At 44.7% G+C, this 17,634-nt stretch carries 15 protein-coding genes; 7 read left to right on the forward strand and 8 right to left on the reverse strand.

What is annotated here, in order from left to right; translation table 11 throughout:
* Positions 1–108: 108 nt before the first annotated feature.
* On the reverse strand, positions 109–291 hold the full coding sequence (locus RIB93_RS27125; RefSeq protein ID WP_446377515.1) for a hypothetical protein: 183 nt from the start codon (positions 289–291) through the stop codon (positions 109–111).
* Positions 292–459: 168 nt separating this feature from the next.
* On the opposite strand from RIB93_RS27125, the gene RIB93_RS27130 reads away from it, so the two are divergent.
* Both RIB93_RS27130 and RIB93_RS27135 read left to right on the forward strand, forming a co-directional pair.
* Positions 460–1,671: a M20 family metallopeptidase gene (locus RIB93_RS27130; RefSeq protein WP_446377517.1), complete on the forward strand. Its 1,212-nt coding sequence runs from the start codon at positions 460–462 to the stop codon at positions 1,669–1,671.
* A 207-nt stretch (positions 1,672–1,878) separates the two neighbouring features.
* Positions 1,879–8,193: a CHAT domain-containing protein gene (locus tag RIB93_RS27135; protein WP_446377519.1), complete on the forward strand. Its 6,315-nt coding sequence runs from the start codon at positions 1,879–1,881 to the stop codon at positions 8,191–8,193.
* Here the strand turns inward: RIB93_RS27135 and RIB93_RS27140 are convergent.
* A complete protein-coding gene (locus RIB93_RS27140) occupies positions 8,140–8,532 on the reverse strand; it encodes a hypothetical protein (RefSeq protein WP_446377521.1) in 393 nt (130 codons plus the stop codon). The genes RIB93_RS27135 and RIB93_RS27140 overlap by 54 nt on opposite strands.
* A gap of 136 nt (positions 8,533–8,668) precedes the next feature.
* Complete coding sequence (locus tag RIB93_RS27145; RefSeq protein ID WP_446347773.1) at positions 8,669–8,869, reverse strand: hypothetical protein; 201 nt, start codon at positions 8,867–8,869, stop codon at positions 8,669–8,671.
* 154 nt (positions 8,870–9,023) lie between these two features.
* Between RIB93_RS27145 and RIB93_RS27150 the strand changes: the two genes are divergently transcribed.
* The 3 genes from RIB93_RS27150 to RIB93_RS27160 all read left to right on the forward strand — a co-directional run bounded on the left by RIB93_RS27150 (position 9,024) and on the right by RIB93_RS27160 (position 10,168).
* The gene (locus tag RIB93_RS27150) at positions 9,024–9,245 is read left to right on the forward strand and encodes a helix-turn-helix transcriptional regulator (protein ID WP_446377523.1); all 222 of its coding nucleotides are present in this window, start codon (positions 9,024–9,026) and stop codon (positions 9,243–9,245) included.
* A gap of 116 nt (positions 9,246–9,361) precedes the next feature.
* Positions 9,362–9,646 carry a DUF427 domain-containing protein gene (locus RIB93_RS27155; protein WP_446377525.1) on the forward strand — a complete coding sequence of 95 codons (285 nt, stop codon included), beginning with the start codon at positions 9,362–9,364 and terminating at the stop codon, positions 9,644–9,646.
* 186 nt (positions 9,647–9,832) lie between these two features.
* Positions 9,833–10,168, forward strand: coding sequence for a hypothetical protein (locus RIB93_RS27160; protein ID WP_446377527.1), 336 nt, complete (start codon positions 9,833–9,835; stop codon positions 10,166–10,168).
* Here RIB93_RS27160 and RIB93_RS27165 read toward each other — a convergent pair.
* From RIB93_RS27165 to lepB, 3 genes are all read right to left on the reverse strand, one after another.
* Entirely contained in the window at positions 10,152–11,153 is a 1,002-nt protein-coding gene (locus RIB93_RS27165; RefSeq protein ID WP_446377529.1) for an aldo/keto reductase, read from the reverse strand. The genes RIB93_RS27160 and RIB93_RS27165 overlap by 17 nt on opposite strands.
* Positions 11,154–11,391: 238 nt before the next feature.
* On the reverse strand, positions 11,392–13,710 hold the full coding sequence (locus tag RIB93_RS27170) for a GAF domain-containing protein (RefSeq protein WP_446377531.1): 2,319 nt from the start codon (positions 13,708–13,710) through the stop codon (positions 11,392–11,394).
* Between the two features lie 179 nt (positions 13,711–13,889).
* Complete coding sequence (gene lepB / locus RIB93_RS27175) at positions 13,890–14,933, reverse strand: signal peptidase I (RefSeq protein WP_446377533.1); 1,044 nt, start codon at positions 14,931–14,933, stop codon at positions 13,890–13,892.
* A gap of 228 nt (positions 14,934–15,161) precedes the next feature.
* Here lepB and RIB93_RS27180 point away from each other — a divergent pair, with 228 nt between their 5' ends.
* Positions 15,162–15,845 carry an SAM-dependent methyltransferase gene (locus RIB93_RS27180; protein WP_446377535.1) on the forward strand — a complete coding sequence of 228 codons (684 nt, stop codon included), beginning with the start codon at positions 15,162–15,164 and terminating at the stop codon, positions 15,843–15,845.
* A gap of 130 nt (positions 15,846–15,975) precedes the next feature.
* On the opposite strand, the gene RIB93_RS27185 is transcribed toward RIB93_RS27180, so the two are convergent.
* Positions 15,976–16,173 (reverse strand): hypothetical protein, encoded by a 198-nt coding sequence (locus RIB93_RS27185; RefSeq protein WP_446377537.1) that lies wholly within the window; start codon positions 16,171–16,173, stop codon positions 15,976–15,978.
* A 122-nt stretch (positions 16,174–16,295) separates the two neighbouring features.
* Positions 16,296–16,499, reverse strand: coding sequence for a hypothetical protein (locus RIB93_RS27190; RefSeq protein WP_446377539.1), 204 nt, complete (start codon positions 16,497–16,499; stop codon positions 16,296–16,298).
* Positions 16,500–16,816: 317 nt separating this feature from the next.
* Between RIB93_RS27190 and RIB93_RS27195 the strand changes: the two genes are divergently transcribed.
* Complete coding sequence (locus RIB93_RS27195; protein ID WP_446377540.1) at positions 16,817–17,173, forward strand: CU044_2847 family protein; 357 nt, start codon at positions 16,817–16,819, stop codon at positions 17,171–17,173.
* Positions 17,174–17,634 lie beyond the last annotated feature (461 nt).

Below are 17,634 nucleotides of genomic sequence, written 5' to 3' on the forward strand. Positions count from 1 at the left end.
AGATCGTCATTGAAATCGCTGCTGGGTTATAAATTTGTAGGGTGGGTTAGGCGGAATTTAATTGAGGCGATAACCCATCAATGAACTATCCGCCGTAACCCACCGAGATTACAGCAGATTTTCTGGTTGATGAGTGTTGGGTAGGAAAATGGCTTGAATAAAGGGCGGGTTTTGTTGTTCAGTTATTGGTGACAAGCCAAATCGAGCGGCTAAACCCGCCCCTACAGATCGGCTTCCTCTGCTGCCAGACGTTTCATGGAGACGTTCCACCGGAACCTGGAGACGTTGCATGCAACGTCTCTACTAGCGTCCTTGGCAATGTGTCTGTTTTGCCTTCTGCCTTGTCTCCACTAAAAAGGCAGGAGTAACCCGGATTTACTATTAAAGGAAGATACCTCCAGATTTGCTCCGGAGGCATCTTGTCATCTTAAGTATAGTATTACAAGTTGTTAAGCAATTATGGTTGTTACCCCTTCTACTCCCCCTACCGTTAACGGTTCTCAGATCCGAGGTGAAATTCGCGCCTTGCAATCTCAACTTGTTGAGTGGCGGCGGTGCTTTCACCAACGCCCGGAATTAGGGTTTACTGAACACCTAACGGCTGGATTTGTTGCCAAAAAGTTACAGGAGTGGGGAATTGAGCATCAAACGGGTATTGCCCAAACTGGGATCGTTGCTACAATCGAGGGCGATCGCATAGGTCCGGTGTTAGCGATTCGGGCGGATATGGATGCCTTACCGATTCAGGAAGAAAACCAGGTTCCCTACCGATCGCAACATGATGGAATTATGCACGCTTGCGGTCATGATGGACATACCGCGATCGCATTAGGTACGGCGTTCTATCTTTCCCAACATCGCCAAGACTTTGCGGGAACCATCAAGTTCATTTTCCAACCCGCTGAAGAAGGACCCGGCGGCGCTAAACCGATGATTGAAGCTGGCGTCTTAAAAAATCCGGATGTGGATGCTATTATTGGGCTACATTTGTGGAACAATTTGCCCCTAGGAACTGTTGGCGTTCGCCATGGTGCTTTAATGGCAGCAAGCGAACGATTTCAGTGTAAAATTTTAGGCAAGGGGGGACATGGGGCAATGCCACATCAAACCCTAGACGCGATCGTCATTGGCACTCAAGTGGTCAACGCCTTGCAAACCATTGTGGCTCGTAATGTTGACCCAATTGAATCAGCCGTGGTTACGGTGGGAATGTTTCAAGCTGGTACAGCGTTTAATGTCATTGCTGACAGCGCCAAAATGAGCGGCACAGTGCGCTATTTTAATCCGCAATTGGCAGGGTATTTCAGCCAGCGTATCGAGCAAGTGATTGCAGGTATTTGTCAGAGTCACGGGGCGCAGTATGAACTAGACTACCAGCCGCTTTATCCGCCTGTAATCAATGACGCACAGATAGCCGAATTGGTACGATCCGTAGCTGAAGAAGTCGTCGAAACCCCTACAGGAATCGTACCCGAATGCCAAACCATGGGCGGGGAAGATATGTCATTTTTCCTAGAGGCTGTACCGGGTTGCTATTTCTTTTTGGGATCAGCGAACCCCAGTAAAGATTTAGCCTATCCCCATCACCACCCCCGGTTTGATTTTGATGAAACTGTGTTAGCAATGGGAGTAGAACTATTTGTTCGCTGTGTGGAAAAATTCTGCCAGTAATTCTCGATATTCGGGAAACCTGACAATCTAGGGTGTGCCTGCCAGATCAACCAAACGCGAAACCAGGGTAAGGTAACGAGTTTAAATCTCATCCTTTCCCTCGCGTCGATTCGCAAAGGATGGGTGTATTTGAGCCAAACCAGTTCTACCATTGGCAAATCCAACCCTAGAAAACTATAGAGGAATTACCTCCCTCAGGAGAAGTCTATGTCAGCCCCCATCTACCTGAAACTACTGTCAACCCTAACCTTATCCCTAACCACCCTAGGGTTCATGTCATCGGGGTTAACCCAACCTATTGTTTCCGATGACAGTACCGATACGACTGTGAATCAAGAGGGAAACCGCTTCGATATTGAGGGGGGGGAATTGTCAGGAGATGGCGCGAATCTCTTCCACAGTTTTAGTGAGTTTGGTTTAGATTCGGGACAAATTGCCAATTTTTTATCCAACCCATCGATACAGAATATTCTCTCACGAATTACTGGTGGTGATCCATCGGTGATTAATGGGTTAATTCAAGTTAGTGGCGGGACTTCTAATCTGTTTTTGATGAATCCGGCGGGTATTATCTTTGGCAATGAGGCTCAATTAAATGTCCCCGCCGCCTTTACCGCCACAACCGCTACCGGGATTAGTTTTGGCGATAACTTATTTAATGCTACCGGGATCAATGACTACACGTCTCTGGTGGGAACGCCCAATGGCTTTGTCTTTAATACGCCTGAACCCGGTTCGATTGTTAATACAGGCACACTCGAAGTCAATTCTGAACAGAATCTCAGTCTAATTGGCGGTACGGTTGTGAGTACGGGTGAATTAGTCGCCCCAGAGGGTCAAATTACCGTCACCACGGTTCCTGGTAATCAGTGGGTGCGGATTAGCCAAGCGGGACATTTGCTGAGTTTAGAGGTTCCGGCGGCGGCGACGGAAGTGCCGTTTACTCCTCTTTCGCTTCCACAACTGCTAACGGGAGGAAACGTTAGTAACGCCACAGGTTTGTCGGTGAATGAACAGGGTGAAGTAGCCCTAACGGGTTCAGGGATTGCGATTGATAATGGTGATCTGGTTGCCAAGACGGTAACGGGGGGAACGGCGTTACTTTCAGCAGAGAATAATCTCACGTTGGTGGAGAGTCATTTAACCACAACGGGGGATTTGCAGCTATTGGCACAGGATACGGTACGGGTGCGGGATAGTGTGGCAAATCCATTTATTGCCCAAGCGGGGGATAATTTAACTGTTCAGGGTAGTCAAAATGTTGATATTTTTGCCTTGAATCATGCCGCCAGTGGTTTCTTCTCTGGTGGGAATATGGTGTTCCGTTCTAGTAATACCATAGGCGGAGATGCTCACTATTCAGCAGGCGGCGATTTTCGCATTGAACAATTGGATGGTAGTGAAGGAGATTTGGAGAGTCCTAATGATCCAATTATTTTAGCTTCTGGTGATGTCAGATTAGGAAACTATACCGGGGCTTCGCTACATATTTTAGCCGGGGGTCGGGTAAGGATAAGAAATGTTACCATCACGGGGACAGATTCAGAAGATAATACGATTAATCCGAATAACGCTAATCCGTTTCTTGCGAGTTTAGCCAATGTCCCGTTGTCCGATGGAACAACGTTACAAATTGATGGTAGTACTAACCCAACGTTAGATATTAGAGCAGGCATTGATTGGGGAGTTTTAGGCGGAGATCCAGGAAATCAACTGATTGGTACAGGACTACCAACTCCCACGTTCACTACTGCAACAAATGCTGATATTATAGTTGGTAATGTCAGCATTAGTCAGCCAAACAGTATAGTTTTATTAACGAATAAATACAATCCCAATAATTTAACTGGGAGTGTTCAAGCTGGACAAATCGATGTCAGCAGTGATTTGGGTAATGCGGGATCGGTTACGATTGAGTCTCGCGGAAATATCAGAACCTCTCCGATTAAATCCAGAGCCAATGTGACTGGTGATGGGGGTGATATTCTCCTCAACGCCGAAAACAATATTGAAATTGGCAATGCTGGTGGTAGTGATATCGATTCAAGAGGGGATAATGGCGGCAATATTACCCTTGATGCTGGTGGTACTATCAGCATGACGAATGCTCTTTCCCGAGGCAGAGATACTACGGGTGATGGAGGCGATATAACTATCACGGCTGAAGGGAATATTAACAGTGGAAATATCCAGACAAGTGGTGCAAATGGCGGAGAAATCACGATCAAGATCAATGGCGATGGTGTAATTGACACCACAGGTCCGTTAGGAAATGAAGGAACAATAGAATCCTGTAGTAATATTACCTGTGATGGTGCGGGTGAAAGTGGCGATATTGCGGTTGAAGCAACCAGCATTATTACCCGGGGCATTCGGTCAAATGGTGACTTAGATGGTAACATTAACTTAACCAGTGATGAAATTCAGCTTAAGCCAGCAGAAAGTCCTAGTTTCCCACCTAAAGTACCCTTTATTGGAGGAATGGGTACTCTTAAGCTTCAGCCATTGGAAACAGAAACAATAACTATAAACACCGGAAGTAATGATCTAATCTTAGATAACCCTCTCCAGCTTGGGGGCAATGTTAGTTTCAATACCAGTGGTGGTAATGTTACCTTGAATGGCACGGTTGATGGAGATTATGATTTAAGTTTAAATACGGACACGGGGACAGCACTATTTAATGGTATTGTTGGCAGTCTAAATTCATTAAATATTATCAGCACGGACGCTAACGGAAAAACGATCATCAATCGTGATATAACTGCCAACCAGCTAGAATTTAACAACATGGTAGAAGTGCTGTCGAATTCAACACTAACGTTGACCCAAAGCGGAATGCAGCCTCCTCCAGCAATCGACTTTATGGAAAGTGTTGAATTAAAGGCTGATCTGACGATAAGCACGAGTAGAAATAGTCAAATTAACTTTAATAGCACGGTTGATGGGACGTATGATTTGACCGTATTAAATCCAGGAGAAACGACATTTACAGGTGAACTTGGCAGCATCAGCCGTTTGAATACCCTTAGGACAGATAACGAGGGAACAACCCAAATCAATAACAATATTACCGCTAATCAACTCGACATCCAAGATGCAGTAGAGGTGCTGTCAGACTTATCGTTAACGGCGGATGAAATTGAATTCGGCTCAACGATTACGGGAACCAATCAAAATCTGATCCTTCAATCGTCAAATACTACTGATATCTTTAGCCTAGTCGGATCAGGGAATTCCTCCGAGGAAACGGGATTCCAAGATGGTTTCGAGAGTCTGACAATTCGCAGTACGAATAGCGGCGGACAAATTGATTTAAGCAATCTCACGTTCAGTGATCCCGTAACAATTCAAATGCCTGATGGTGTCATCCTGATTAATGGCAAGATTACGGGTATAGATGATGCTTCAATTACACTCAATAGTGCAACGACTAACCTAAATGCTGATATCACCACGGGAGGCGGAGGTATAGCGTTTAATACAGACAGTGTTGAACTCGGTAATGATGTTACTCTCAACAGTGGTAGTAATCCGATTCGCTTTCAAGGTACGGTTGATGGCAATTATAAGTTGACACTATCGAGTTCAGCGACAACCACCTTTGGCGGCGCGGTTGGTAGTTCTACTCCACTCGATACTCTCACCACTAATCGTGATGGAATCACTCAATTTAATGAGAATGTCACGGCGAATCGCTTGAATTTGCAAGATTCGGTAGATGTGCTATCTAATTTATCCCTAACCGCCGCAGAAATTGATTTGAACTCAATTGAGACAAGCACCAATAAAACCTTAACTCTGCAACCGCTAAATCCGAACCAAGACTTTAGTGTAAATGGTGGGATATTCCAAGAGGGTTTCCAGAGTATAACCATTGGACGAGAATCAGGGAGTGGCACAATTACACTGGATAATAGTACGTTCAATGATCCCGTGACGATTCAGTCGCCTAGTGGGGAAATTGTGCTTAATGGTATGCTGATGGGTGAAGATAATGCCGCGATTACCCTTGATGCTGCCACGACAACCCTTAATTTTAATATCACAACAGCAGGTAATACTCTCACGTTCTTAGGAGACAGGGTTAATTTAGGTGGTGATGTTGACCTGAATACGGCAGGTGGTAATATCAGATTTGATGGCATCGTAGAGGGCGATCGCACTTTACGTATCTTCAGTACCGGAACCACTACATTCTCTGATGCTGTGGGTAGTGTTACCCCGTTAAATAGCCTAACAACTGACGCAGGGGGAACCACCCAATTTAATGGAAATGTTACCGCGAATCGTTTAAGCATCCAAGATACCCTCGCCGTCTTATCGGATTTATCCCTAACCGCATCAGAGATTACCTTGGGTGCAACGGTAACGGGCTCAAATACTAATCTGGTTTTGCAACCGCTGAATCCCACTCAAGACTTTACTCTCACCGGAGGCGTGTTTGAAGACGGGTTCCAGAGTCTCAGGATTGGCAGGGAAAATGGCAGTGGCGCGATCGCACTCAATGGCAATCTTACCTTCAGTGATCCGGTATCTATCCTATCACCAACAGGTTTAGGTTCCATCACCGCCACAGGCACAATTACCGGATTGGATAATGCTACTGTCAGCCTGCTGGCGAATCAAGAGATTAAAGTAAACGATATTACGGCGAATGCGGGGATTTCTCTCACCAGTAATCAAAGGGCTGTCACTACCGGAAATCTGAATACGTCGGGAGTAAATCAAGGCGGAGATATTACAGTAGAAGCCCAAACGGAGATCCAAGCAGGTGCGATCAATTCCAGTGCAACTCAGGGCGATGGGGGGAATGTCACCTTAGATCCAGAAAACGATATCGAAGTGGATTCGATTAATGCTCAAGGTGGCAGTAATGGCAGAGGTGGTAACGTCGATATTACCACAGAACAATTTTTCCGCGCCACCGAGACATTTAGCGATCGCACCAATACAACTACCAGTATTTCCACCGCAGGCGGGAATGGCGGCGGATCAGTGATCATCCGCCATCAAGGAGGGAATTTTGGTATCCCCTTCACCGTCGGGCAAGACTATAATAACGAGAATGGAACCAGAGGCGCGATCGCAACCGGAAGCGATAATCAAATTACCGAGGGTTTGTATCCTAATCCCTATACTCAGGGAATTGCACCGAGTCAGATTCAACTGATTACGCCCGAAACAATTACACCCGAACCCCCCAGTGAATCGTCAGCCGAAAATCCGCTGATTCTGCAAAAAGAGTCCCCCTCACAACCTCCGGTAGAAACCGACGTGCCATCTGTAACAATTGACACCGTATTTGGCACAATTGATGCGGCGTATACGCAGGAATTTGAAACCTATCTGGGTAAATCAGGGACTCAAATTCTCACCTTAACTGAGGCGCGTCAACTTTTGCAGGATATTGCCCAAGAAACAGGTGTCAAACCCGCATTAATTTATGTCATGTTTGTCCCCAGTAGCATCTCTTCTGAATCAGCTACCCCCCAAGACAATGATCAATTGGATCTCGTCTTAGTTACCGCCCAGGGAGAACCGATTCACAAATCCATACCTATCACCCGTGCTGAAGTTTTACAAGTGGCGCAACAGTTTCAACGAAGTGTAACCAATGTCCGAGATACTAAGGGTTACTTAGCCCCAGGAAAACAACTCTACGACTGGTTAATTACGCCATTAGAAGCTGACTTACAAGCCCAAGGCATTCAAAACTTGGTGTTTGTGATGGATAGGGGTTTACGTTCCATTCCCGTAGCCGCCCTACACAATGAACAACAATTCTTAATCGAGAATTATAGTGTCGGAATTATGCCCAGTTTAAGCCTTACTGATACTCGCTTCCAAAGTTTGCAAGATAGCCAAGTATTGGCAATGGGGGCAGCACAATTTAGTGATCAAAAACCTTTACCCGCCGTTCCTGTGGAATTAGAAGCGATTACCCAGAAACTATGGCAAGGTCAATTTTTCCTAGATGAAGGCTTTACCCTAGATAATCTGAAAGCCCAACGGAAAAAACAACCCTTTGGGATTATTCACCTCGCCACCCATGCTGATTTTCGCCCCGGTGCGATCAGCAATTCCTACATCCAATTATGGAATAGTAAGCTACGCCTTGATCAATTGCCAGAATTAGGATGGAATAATCCTCCTGTAGAATTACTGGTACTCAGTGCTTGTCGTACTGCATTAGGGGATGAAAACGCCGAATTAGGCTTTGCCGGATTAGCGGTGCAAGCGGGAGTCAAATCAACCTTAGCCAGTTTGTGGTATGTCAGCGATGAAGGCACATTGGCACTAATGACCCAATTTTATGATCAGTTAAAAACCGCTCCAATTAAAGCCGAAGCCTTACGACAGGTGCAAATCGATATGCTTAAGGGGCAAACTAAACTGGAAAATGGTCAACTGATTACGTCGGCGGGAACGATTTTGTTACCCTCTGAACTGCCCCAATCACAAGATTTAACCCATCCGTATTATTGGGCATCTTTCACCGTGGTGGGGAATCCTTGGTAAAAATAAGTCCCGTGTTATCCTTTGTAGGAAGGGCAGGACATAAGCTGGGTACTGTTTCCAGTACTTGGCATGATCAAAGGCGATCGCACTCCACAACTGTTGTAGCTGGTCTTTGGTGGAACATTGCTGTAGATGAAAGGCGATCGCATTCTTCCATTGTTCCATTTGACGGTAGCTGATAAATTGTCCACCTCGGTCTTTACGATGGACAAAAATAACATAACACCAGCATTGGACGTTAACAATCATGGATTTAGGAATTCTCAGAAATTTAGCGATTTGGCGCTTGGTGATGCGGAATTTTTTAGCGGGTTGGATGCGGCGAAATAAGGCAGACATGAGATTTTCAGTGTATCTGTGTAGAGACGGGTTCAGGGAATAACGTTTGTAGCAGCGATAACGCTTCATCAAACCCGCCCTCACATCGATAGGGTGAAGGCAGGTTTGTTATCTCTAACGCCCTTAAATCGGTGGTCTAGTGCGAGTTCGGCTGGTACTCTGGTGGTAAACCCGGATTAAACATCACCACAAATTGGGCATTTGGCATCAGACGGCGAAGAATGCGAAGATGCCCATCAGCATCGGAACGGTTGCGGTATTGTGCTACGGTAATTCGTTGCATATTGGGTAGCAGGCGAACCAGCACCCAAGGATAAAGGCGTTCTTTGTAAGGCATAATTGACTTGTCTCCATGTGTCATTGGAGCCAGAGCCAGCGTCGTCCCGTGGAAAGTTCGTGCGCTGGCTCATGACTTGACCCTATATTACAAATATATTTAGGGCTTTGTCTACTTAGATAAATAGATTTAAAGTTAAGGGAACTAGGAGGCAATGAGTTCAGGGAGTAAGTTAACGAAGCTAAGGAAACGGTTGGGACTAACTCAGAAACAAGTCGCTGATGCGATAGGCGTCACCGATCAGACAGTCAGTAACTGGGAAGCTGGCAGATTTGAACCTCGACTCACAATTAGTCAGACACAGGCTTTATGTCGCGTCTTGCAATGTCCTTTAGATGAACTTCCGAGTTTTCAGGATGCACAGGAGTCAGACTGAAACGTGAGTGGCTGATTGGCACTACCAAAACTGGCGAAAATTTTTGGCTGAGTCCCCCACTCCCCTGCACCTTTACCTCATAATGAGAATTGGAGAGTTTATGAAGAAACGTAACAATGCCTAAAGCTATCTGGAACGATACGGTTCTCGCCGAGAGCAACAACTGTCAAATTGTCGAAGGAAACTATTACTTCCCTCCAGACTCAATCAACCAGGAGTATTTTAAGGAAAGCAGTACCCATACAAGCTGTCCCTGGAAGGGTCAAGCCAATTACTACACCATCGAAGTTGATGGGCAGCAGAATAAAGATGCAGCATGGTTCTATCCTCAAGCAAAAGAGAAGGCGAAAAATTTTGAGGGCTATGTTGCCTTTTGGAGAGGAGTAAAAGTTGAAGCCTAGCTAAGGCTTTCAGTACCGTAGGGTGGGCAATGCCCACCAACCTTACGTCAGAACCATGTTCTAATCGCAACAACTCAACTGACAACAAAATTTTTTTCGGGGATTTCGGAATATTGACCGTATTATAGACACCTTGCGCCCCTACACTTGGATGTATCACATTAGCTTGGAAACTGCAATATAATCATGCAAAACGTGATTTTGAATTGGTCAATCTCCCTGGTTTTGTTAACATTGACAGTCGCTTGCACAAGTAATCAGTATGTTCCCTATCGCCCAGTTATTCGCTCACAAGAGGAATTAGTCATTTCCGATTCTGCTGCTAACTCAGAACACCAGGAAAATATTAAGCGAGTCTTTGATGTTTATAGCGTTCCTTATCGCGAAGAAAATGGAAAAATCCTGATCTCGGCTGATGTTTGGCAAGATCGGGAACTGATGTGGAACTATACGACTAAGGCTAACGACCCAGATTGGCTACGTCAACAAGAAGAAGAGGGTTGGCTTAAGTCCACGCCCTGAAAAATGTATTCTTTTGCCAACTCGCCGCCGTGCGCTGTTCAATTGCTGCTAATTCCATCTCATCCAAGGGCTGAAAACGGCTGGCTACCTCCACATTTGACTCTAACTGTGGCACATCTTCCGCCGCAATCACCGCACAGTGAACCCCCGATTGAGAAAGGGTATATCCCAGCGCCTGGTGCATCCCGTCTAAAGCACCGGATTTAAACAACCGCCCATAGGCTGGGACTTTCATAGCAATCACCCCCACCTTTTGCTTTTGAGCAACGGGTAAAACGGTGGGAATAAAGGGACGGGGGTGATGTTTATCCGCCGCATTAATACAAACCAGGGTAGTATCAAAGGGATAACGCTGCAATCCAGCCGCAATCACATCGGGTTCGTGATGTCCGGTAATCCCACAGTATTTAATCAAGTTTTGGGCTTTGGCTTCTTCTATGGCTTTAGCAGCCCCGGTTGCACTAAAAATCCTATCGAGTTCTTCGTGAAACGAGACGTGGTGCAATTGCCACAAGTCCAAATAATCCGTATTCAAACGTTTGAGCGATCGCTCTAAGTCTCGCCACGCCCCATCGCGATCGCGGGCGGCGCTTTTACTGGCGAGAAATACCTGCTGTCGGTAGTTTGGTAATATTTTACCCAGATAATCTTCACTCGGTCCATAACTCGCCGCCGTATCAAAGTAACGAATCCCTAATTCTAACGCCCGTTGAATAATCGCCAACGCATCCGCTTCCTGGTTCGGTTTGGATAAGGGTGTTTTCCCTGCCCCTCCTAAGCCTAAAATAGGCACAGAAACCCCTGTATCTCCTAACATCCGTTCCGGCATTGTGGTGGTTCCAGAGACTGACATGGCGAGGGTTTCCGCTGATTCCTGTTGAGAAGCTGAGGGTTGATGTTGTTTCCACGCCGCACTTCCCACAATTCCACCTGCTACCGCCATACCTGTGAGTAGAAACTTACGTCGGTTTGTTTTTTCGGACATGCGCTACACCTCCAGCTTTTCTTCCCATTGTGCTGACTTTGCTTAACTTTGCAATAACTAAGGGGAGGGAACAGGGAACAGATTGAGTCGGGGCGGGTTTAGTTACATCTAGGTGCTTTCGTAAACGATAGTAGTAAAACCCGCCCCTACATACCTCACGCGCCAGGTTTCCTCGAACGACGTGAAGAATCAACAATCAACAATCAACAATCAACAATCAACAATCAACAATCAACAATCAACAATCAACACTTAATGTCCACACCCCATCCCAATCGGGAGGCGGTGGCGAGTCTAGCCAATACAAACAGCGCTGGATATGTAATCTCGCCGCCTTATCAGCGCCATCCATCTCCAAAACCTGGGAAAATTCACCAATTGCCAGGGCAAATTGGTGGTTGAGGTAATAGCGACGCCCTTTTTCATAATGGTCAATAATTTGTTCTTGCTGACTCGAAAGGGATTGGGAACGAAGTCCCATAAGTTCATATATGGCAAGGGATTGGGGTTTACTCTTCACCGGGAGGCGATCCAGTTCCCGCACCCAGACGCGATCGCGACAATGTTTATAAATTGTTTCGCTAATAATAATGTCGCAGCCATAATCGCGACTGACTTGTTCGAGTAAGGAAGTAAAGTTGACAATATCCCCAGATAATGGGGGTTGAGAACCATTTTGGTTCAGATGGATTCTCCCTGCATGAATACCAATCCCCAGGCGCGGCATTGGCTGATGGGGTGTCAAATGATTACGATTAAACTCGGCTAACTGTTGGCGCATGTCTATCGCTGCTTGTACCGCATACCACGCGCGATCGCTTACGGCTAAGGAGGTATCAAAGACAGCAATTAATGCATCACCAATATATTGATTTAAAGTGCCTTGATACTTCAAGACAGTCTCCACCATCAGTTCACAATAGTGATTGAGCATGGAAACAACGGTTTCTGCTTCCATATCGTCCATCAAGCTGGTATAGCCTTGAATATCGGCACATAAAATCGCCACATTGGGGTGGGCAAATAACTGGATATCATATTTTCTCAAAAATTCCTGGGTAAGTTCCTGGCTGACTTGGTGATAGGTGGGGAGTTGAGTGGAACTCGTGGAATTAATTTCTTTGAGAACGACGACGAGTCCATAAAAATGATGAGATCCGTTGTTCTCGGCGATCGACCGAATCGATAAATCAATCGGTTGTTCCTGATCACGAGCAATAACCGTATGAGGGGCGTGATAGTCCTGATGTTCCGTTAAAGCCCCTTGGACTAAATGAGCAAAATCACTCTCTTTTACCTGAATAAAATCACCAATCCAACTCCCTTCCACCCCATCTACCTCATCGCTTTTGAGAAGCTGATGCGCTTTTTCGTTGACTGTAATAATTCGCCCCTTTACATCGGTATAAATCACGCCATTATCTAGCGTCTTTAAAATAAGCCGTTGAATCTGTTCCTGTTGTCTAAGCGATGCGAATTGGCGAGAATTTTGTAATGCAATCCCCACTTGCAGCGCAAAGGCTGCCATTAATTGTTGATCGGCTTGACTAAAACTTGCCTTAAATATATCCGGTGGAATGGGCCAACTATCGGGATCATAAGCGGAAAAATATCCCCGTTTCTTTTTATTAATTAATTCCAGGACACCTAAGACTTCGTTATCCGGCGTCAAAATAGGCATATAGAGTAAACTACAGGTACGATACCCGGTATGGCAATCCCTTTTTTTGATCCGATCAACACCAGGGTGGATATAGAGGTCAAAGGGAATATTTAAGGCTTTTCCCGACTCAGCTACTTTACCAACAAAGCCAACCCCAATCCCGTGGCGCTTCTCGTAAGGAGAACCTTCCTCTGTTTCTACCCTTGTCCACAGTTCCTGACGTTCCTGATCGATTAGCCATAAGCGACTGCGATCGGCATTCATTAATTCATTGGCTTCTTGAATAATAAGCTGACGGATCGCATCAAAGTTTAGTCCGCCTTGGCTAATTGTATGAATGGCTTTAATAAAGCCAATAAAAACCTCTTGTTTTTTAATTTCTGCATAAAGCGCCTGACATCGCTCAACTGTTGAACGAATCCACGCACTTGCCTGATAAAATCGCTTTTCATCGTCTTGAGTAAATCCATGATTGTCAATCGTCTTTTCTATAGGCTGATCGGGGCTAGCCTCTGGTTTTAATTTGTTGATTAATTGAACGAATGCAACGATGTTTTTTTGTTTATTAGCTAAAGGTAGAGATAATAAATTATAAACGATATAATCAAAGGATCGCGGTAGCTTTATACCGTGTTCTTCACGGTAAAACTGACATTCAAAAGGATTTTCTACAAAACTCTGCAAATTGGCAATTCCGCCAATCCCAGTAGAATTGGGAATTCTTAACTCTTTCGGTTGGGAAGAGTTCGGCGTTAAAACGAGACACTGCTCCGGATCATATCGGTATAATAAAAAAATATTAACCCGATCAACACGGATAATTTTCTTGAAACACTGAGCTATTTCTATTAACATTTCTGTTAATATACAACTTAAGTCCTGGTGATTTGACATCAGTATAGATCCTCCCTTTTCTTTAACCAGGCAGTTGCCCATTTAAGCCGCTTCTCAAGGTTTATCGGGTAAGATGCTTCTGAAACAGTGCGATTTGGCGCAACTGCTCTACCTACAATCTTGACATGCCTGTGACCTATCGACCATACTACCTGTACTGTAGCCACTTTTATACCTGATTAGTCAACAATCCCCATTCGTTGAGGCGGAAAAAATCGTTTAGTCACCTTTCCCAGAATATTCTGTCGGGGAAGAAACCCCCAATCCTCACTATCATAGCTGTGGTTCCGGTTATCCCCCAAGACGAAATAAGAATTGGCGGGAACGGTGATGGGGGTAAAGGTGTCTTGAGAACCTCCTTGACGATAGTTCTCTTCCAGAGGCTGAGACTGGATATAAACTATTCCCTTTTGAATCTCTACCCGTTCTCCGGGTAAACCAATAATTCGCTGAACAAAGGCGTCTCGAAAATGGTTGTCTTGCAAAGTTTTCGGTGGTGAAAATAGGACAACATCTTGCCGCTGGGGGGATTGAAAACGGTAGATTTGTTTATCCACAATAACCCGATCGCCGTTGTGTAACGTTGGGTTCATCTCCTTCGTGGTAATGACGTGAGTATCAGCAATATGTGTTGTAATAAAGAACATCTGCATAGAAATTACGATAGAAAATAGAATAGAGACAAGCGCCATACATAAAATTGGCATCTGATTTCGTTCACGACGAACTGTTGAGGCGATATAAACGTGATAAAAAACTAGAGATTTTAGGAGTATCGGCACGAGTTGAACTAGCAACGAGGTAACAAAAAAAGTAAAGAATAGAACACTCAACCACAGGCGGTTAATATATAGATGACCTGCACCAGGAACAAGGCGCGAGAGGAAGACAGCCAGCCATGGATCTTTTCGACTGGTTCTGAGTTTCTCAAAGCTTGGCGGATTAGCTTTCTTGGCACAGTCATACGCATCAAAGATTCCCCAAATACTCAACGCGAATGTGGTGATTAAGAGAATTTCCCCGATAAAAATATTGCCGATTCGGCTTAAAATTAACCATCCACTTAACGCATATAACCCGACTTGAGTGATAATTAAACTATACCCTCTGATCATCTTTCCCGTATAAAGCTGACCAATTCCGGGAAAAAATAGGGATAAGTTAGCCGCTAGCCAAGGTTCTTTTCCTGAACTCGGTGAGGAAGGGTGCTGCAATTGAGACATCAGTTTTGCCTTCGATATAGGTATAGTCCAGTAGATACCCCATGTTAAGATGCTGAATTGAACAAAAGTCTAAGAGAGCGGCTTCACTATAACCAGTAACCGGGCAGAGTGACAAGTTGATTTAAATATCTTTATAAAAACTTATAAAAAAAGCCTATAGTTTAAATAAACGGTAAAGTTAAAATTGTATTTTATCCTTTGTCATTCCTAGTTATCAGAGAAATAAAAATGGGATTTAAACTCGAAACCGTTATTCCTTGGGGGCGTTCGCTGGACGAATATGTCAGAATGTTTGACCTGCAACCCGATGAACTCAGATTAACCCTACTCGATTGTGCGGGGGGACCAGCTAGCTTTAATGCGGAGATGACGCGCCAAGGATATAATGTTATGTCTTGTGATCCTATCTATCAGTTTTCGGCAACTGATATTAAAAGACGCATTCAAGAGGTATATCCAAGGGTGATTGATGGGGTGAAAGCGAATCGTGATAACTATGTGTGGCAAACAATTGGAACACCCGAAGAACTGGGAGAAATTCGCCTGTCAGCCATGGAAGAATTTATCGACGATTTATCGATGGGAATTGAACAAGGACGCTATATTAACGCTGAGTTGCCTAGTTTACCATTTACAACCCGTCAATTTAGTTTAGCGGTTTGTTCTCACTTCCTGTTTAGCTATTCTGACTTATTGTCTCAAGGGTTTCACCTGCTTTCGATCCAGGAATTGTGTCGTGTGGCAAATGAGGTGAGAATTTTTCCTCTGGTAGATATTTCGGGAGATGTATCTCCCCACGTATCACCTGTAATCAGGGAGTTAAATGCACAGGGATATAATCTGGAAATTAAGCAGGTTGCTTATGAATTTCAACGAGGCGGAAATCAAATGTTGCAGATAAGAAAGTTTTGAGTGTGTAGGGGCGGGTTTCACGAAGATGTAACCAAAGCCGCCCCGAGTCAGGATTCCGGAGGCACTAAAGCGCTGACTACGAACGAACGAATGGTGCGATCGCATCCGGAGCGTTAACCCTGATTGAGTATTAGTACCGCTTGGTTTTCTGCACCCCGTAAATAATCCCTGTGGCAATAGATAGTAAAATTAATAGCCACAAAATACCTCCTGGAATAAAGCTGAGGATGCCTACACCTCTAAAAATATAAACCACAATCGTAACAGCGACAGAAATGGAAAAAATATAAGCATAAATTAGGGTGTCAGATGGGGGAGGTGGACTCATAATATAAGTAGTTGAACAAAATTAAAGGTAACGGCGGGTATTGTCATTTGTCATTCGTGAAGGTTTCAAAAATAGTGACAGAACGTAAGAGAGTTCGGTTTATTTCCACCAACCTACTTAATTTACCGTCGGATCGTGAGACCGCTGAGGATACCGATACCAATGGAAAAGAGAACGATCGCCCAGACGACAGCCGATGGAATTTGCTGAATTACACCGAGTCCCGTGAGTAGCAAAACAAATGCTGCGAGTAACAGACCCACACCCAGGGAAATGCCAATAATATACAAAAAGGTTTTTGTGCCTTCATTGGGGGATTGATTCACAATCGAATTCCTTTAGATTGAGACAACGACAGAACTACGGGACTTATTGTTGCATAGAATGGAACAATCCGTTACATCAGACCTATGCAAGTCTAGGTAAAGCTCTATCATAGGAAGGGTTTCAGGCTTCGCTCTTCCGAAAGTGACGTAAGAGCGTTATCCTGGGGTTTTAACCCCTGGCGGGAAGACTCTTGCAGTGTGGCGGAAATACTTGAACAGCTTTGTATCTGTGGCGGAGTAGGGGAGATGGTAGCTGTTTCATTATTTCTGTTTTCTTTCACTCTCTTACATTCATGAGTTAAAGGAGATATTTAATTATGACCACTAGAATAACAGAAGTTATGGGCGATGATGGCGAAACCATTTATATCCAATATGATGAGGAAGACAGTGATGAACTGCAAGCCGTTGGCTTTATTGACGATATTCAAGACAGAACCAATAAATTAAAACGCACCATGAAGAGTACAGTCAAGAGTTACTCCAAACTCGTACTCGATAGTGTCAAACAGGGACTCACCGATAACCTAGCACAGAGTAAAGTCGCCTTGGAATTTGGCTTACAAACTGGAGGGTCAACCGGAATCCCCTTCGTTACCAAAGGAACCGCCCAAGCCAATGTAAAAGTCACCATTGAATGGGACTTAACTCAAAAAACTCCACCCAGTTCGTAGTTCGTAGTTCGTAGTTCGTAGTAAGGGCTTTAGCCCATCAAACCCCAAGAACCCAGCCAAAACTTTTGTCATACCCAAACACCGTACAAAAACATCATCTATGATGAAATAAGATAACTCCCCCATACCTAACAATTCACCGAAAAACACAAAACCTGTGAATCAGGGCGGGTTTAATTACATTTGGGTACAATCGAAAAGATAGTAGTAAAACCCGCCCCTACCCATTGACGCGCTTATCCCATGAAAACACAAAACCTGTGAATCAGGGCGGGTTTAATTACATTTGGGTACAATCGAAAAGATAGTAGTAAAACCCGCCCATACCTATTGACGCGCTTATCCCATGAAAACACAAAACCTGTGAATCAGGGCGGGTTTAATTACATTTGGGTACAATCGAAAAGATAGTAGTAAAACCCGCCCCTACACATTGACACGCTTATCCCATGAAAACACAA

Source organism: Coleofasciculus sp. D1-CHI-01 (assembly GCF_040218875.1).
GTDB lineage: Bacteria > Cyanobacteriota > Cyanobacteriia > Cyanobacteriales > Coleofasciculaceae > Coleofasciculus.

Excerpts from the sequence above, each read along its gene's own strand:
- RIB93_RS27145 (WP_446347773.1), bottom strand. The coding sequence starts at position 8,869 with ATGCCTTACAAAGAACGCCTTTATCCTTGGGTGCTGGTTCGCCTGCTA.
- RIB93_RS27130 (WP_446377517.1), top strand. The coding sequence starts at position 460 with ATGGTTGTTACCCCTTCTACTCCCCCTACCGTTAACGGTTCTCAGATC.
- RIB93_RS27125 (WP_446377515.1), bottom strand. The coding sequence starts at position 291 with ATGCAACGTCTCCAGGTTCCGGTGGAACGTCTCCATGAAACGTCTGGC.
- RIB93_RS27185 (WP_446377537.1), bottom strand. The coding sequence starts at position 16,173 with ATGAGTCCACCTCCCCCATCTGACACCCTAATTTATGCTTATATTTTT.
- RIB93_RS27180 (WP_446377535.1), top strand. The coding sequence starts at position 15,162 with ATGGGATTTAAACTCGAAACCGTTATTCCTTGGGGGCGTTCGCTGGAC.
- RIB93_RS27165 (WP_446377529.1), bottom strand. The coding sequence starts at position 11,153 with ATGTCCGAAAAAACAAACCGACGTAAGTTTCTACTCACAGGTATGGCG.
- RIB93_RS27160 (WP_446377527.1), top strand. The coding sequence starts at position 9,833 with ATGCAAAACGTGATTTTGAATTGGTCAATCTCCCTGGTTTTGTTAACA.
- RIB93_RS27135 (WP_446377519.1), top strand. The coding sequence starts at position 1,879 with ATGTCAGCCCCCATCTACCTGAAACTACTGTCAACCCTAACCTTATCC.
- RIB93_RS27170 (WP_446377531.1), bottom strand. The coding sequence starts at position 13,710 with ATGTCAAATCACCAGGACTTAAGTTGTATATTAACAGAAATGTTAATA.
- RIB93_RS27140 (WP_446377521.1), bottom strand. The coding sequence starts at position 8,532 with ATGTCTGCCTTATTTCGCCGCATCCAACCCGCTAAAAAATTCCGCATC.
- RIB93_RS27150 (WP_446377523.1), top strand. The coding sequence starts at position 9,024 with ATGAGTTCAGGGAGTAAGTTAACGAAGCTAAGGAAACGGTTGGGACTA.
- RIB93_RS27195 (WP_446377540.1), top strand. The coding sequence starts at position 16,817 with ATGACCACTAGAATAACAGAAGTTATGGGCGATGATGGCGAAACCATT.
- RIB93_RS27155 (WP_446377525.1), top strand. The coding sequence starts at position 9,362 with ATGCCTAAAGCTATCTGGAACGATACGGTTCTCGCCGAGAGCAACAAC.
- lepB (WP_446377533.1), bottom strand. The coding sequence starts at position 14,933 with ATGTCTCAATTGCAGCACCCTTCCTCACCGAGTTCAGGAAAAGAACCT.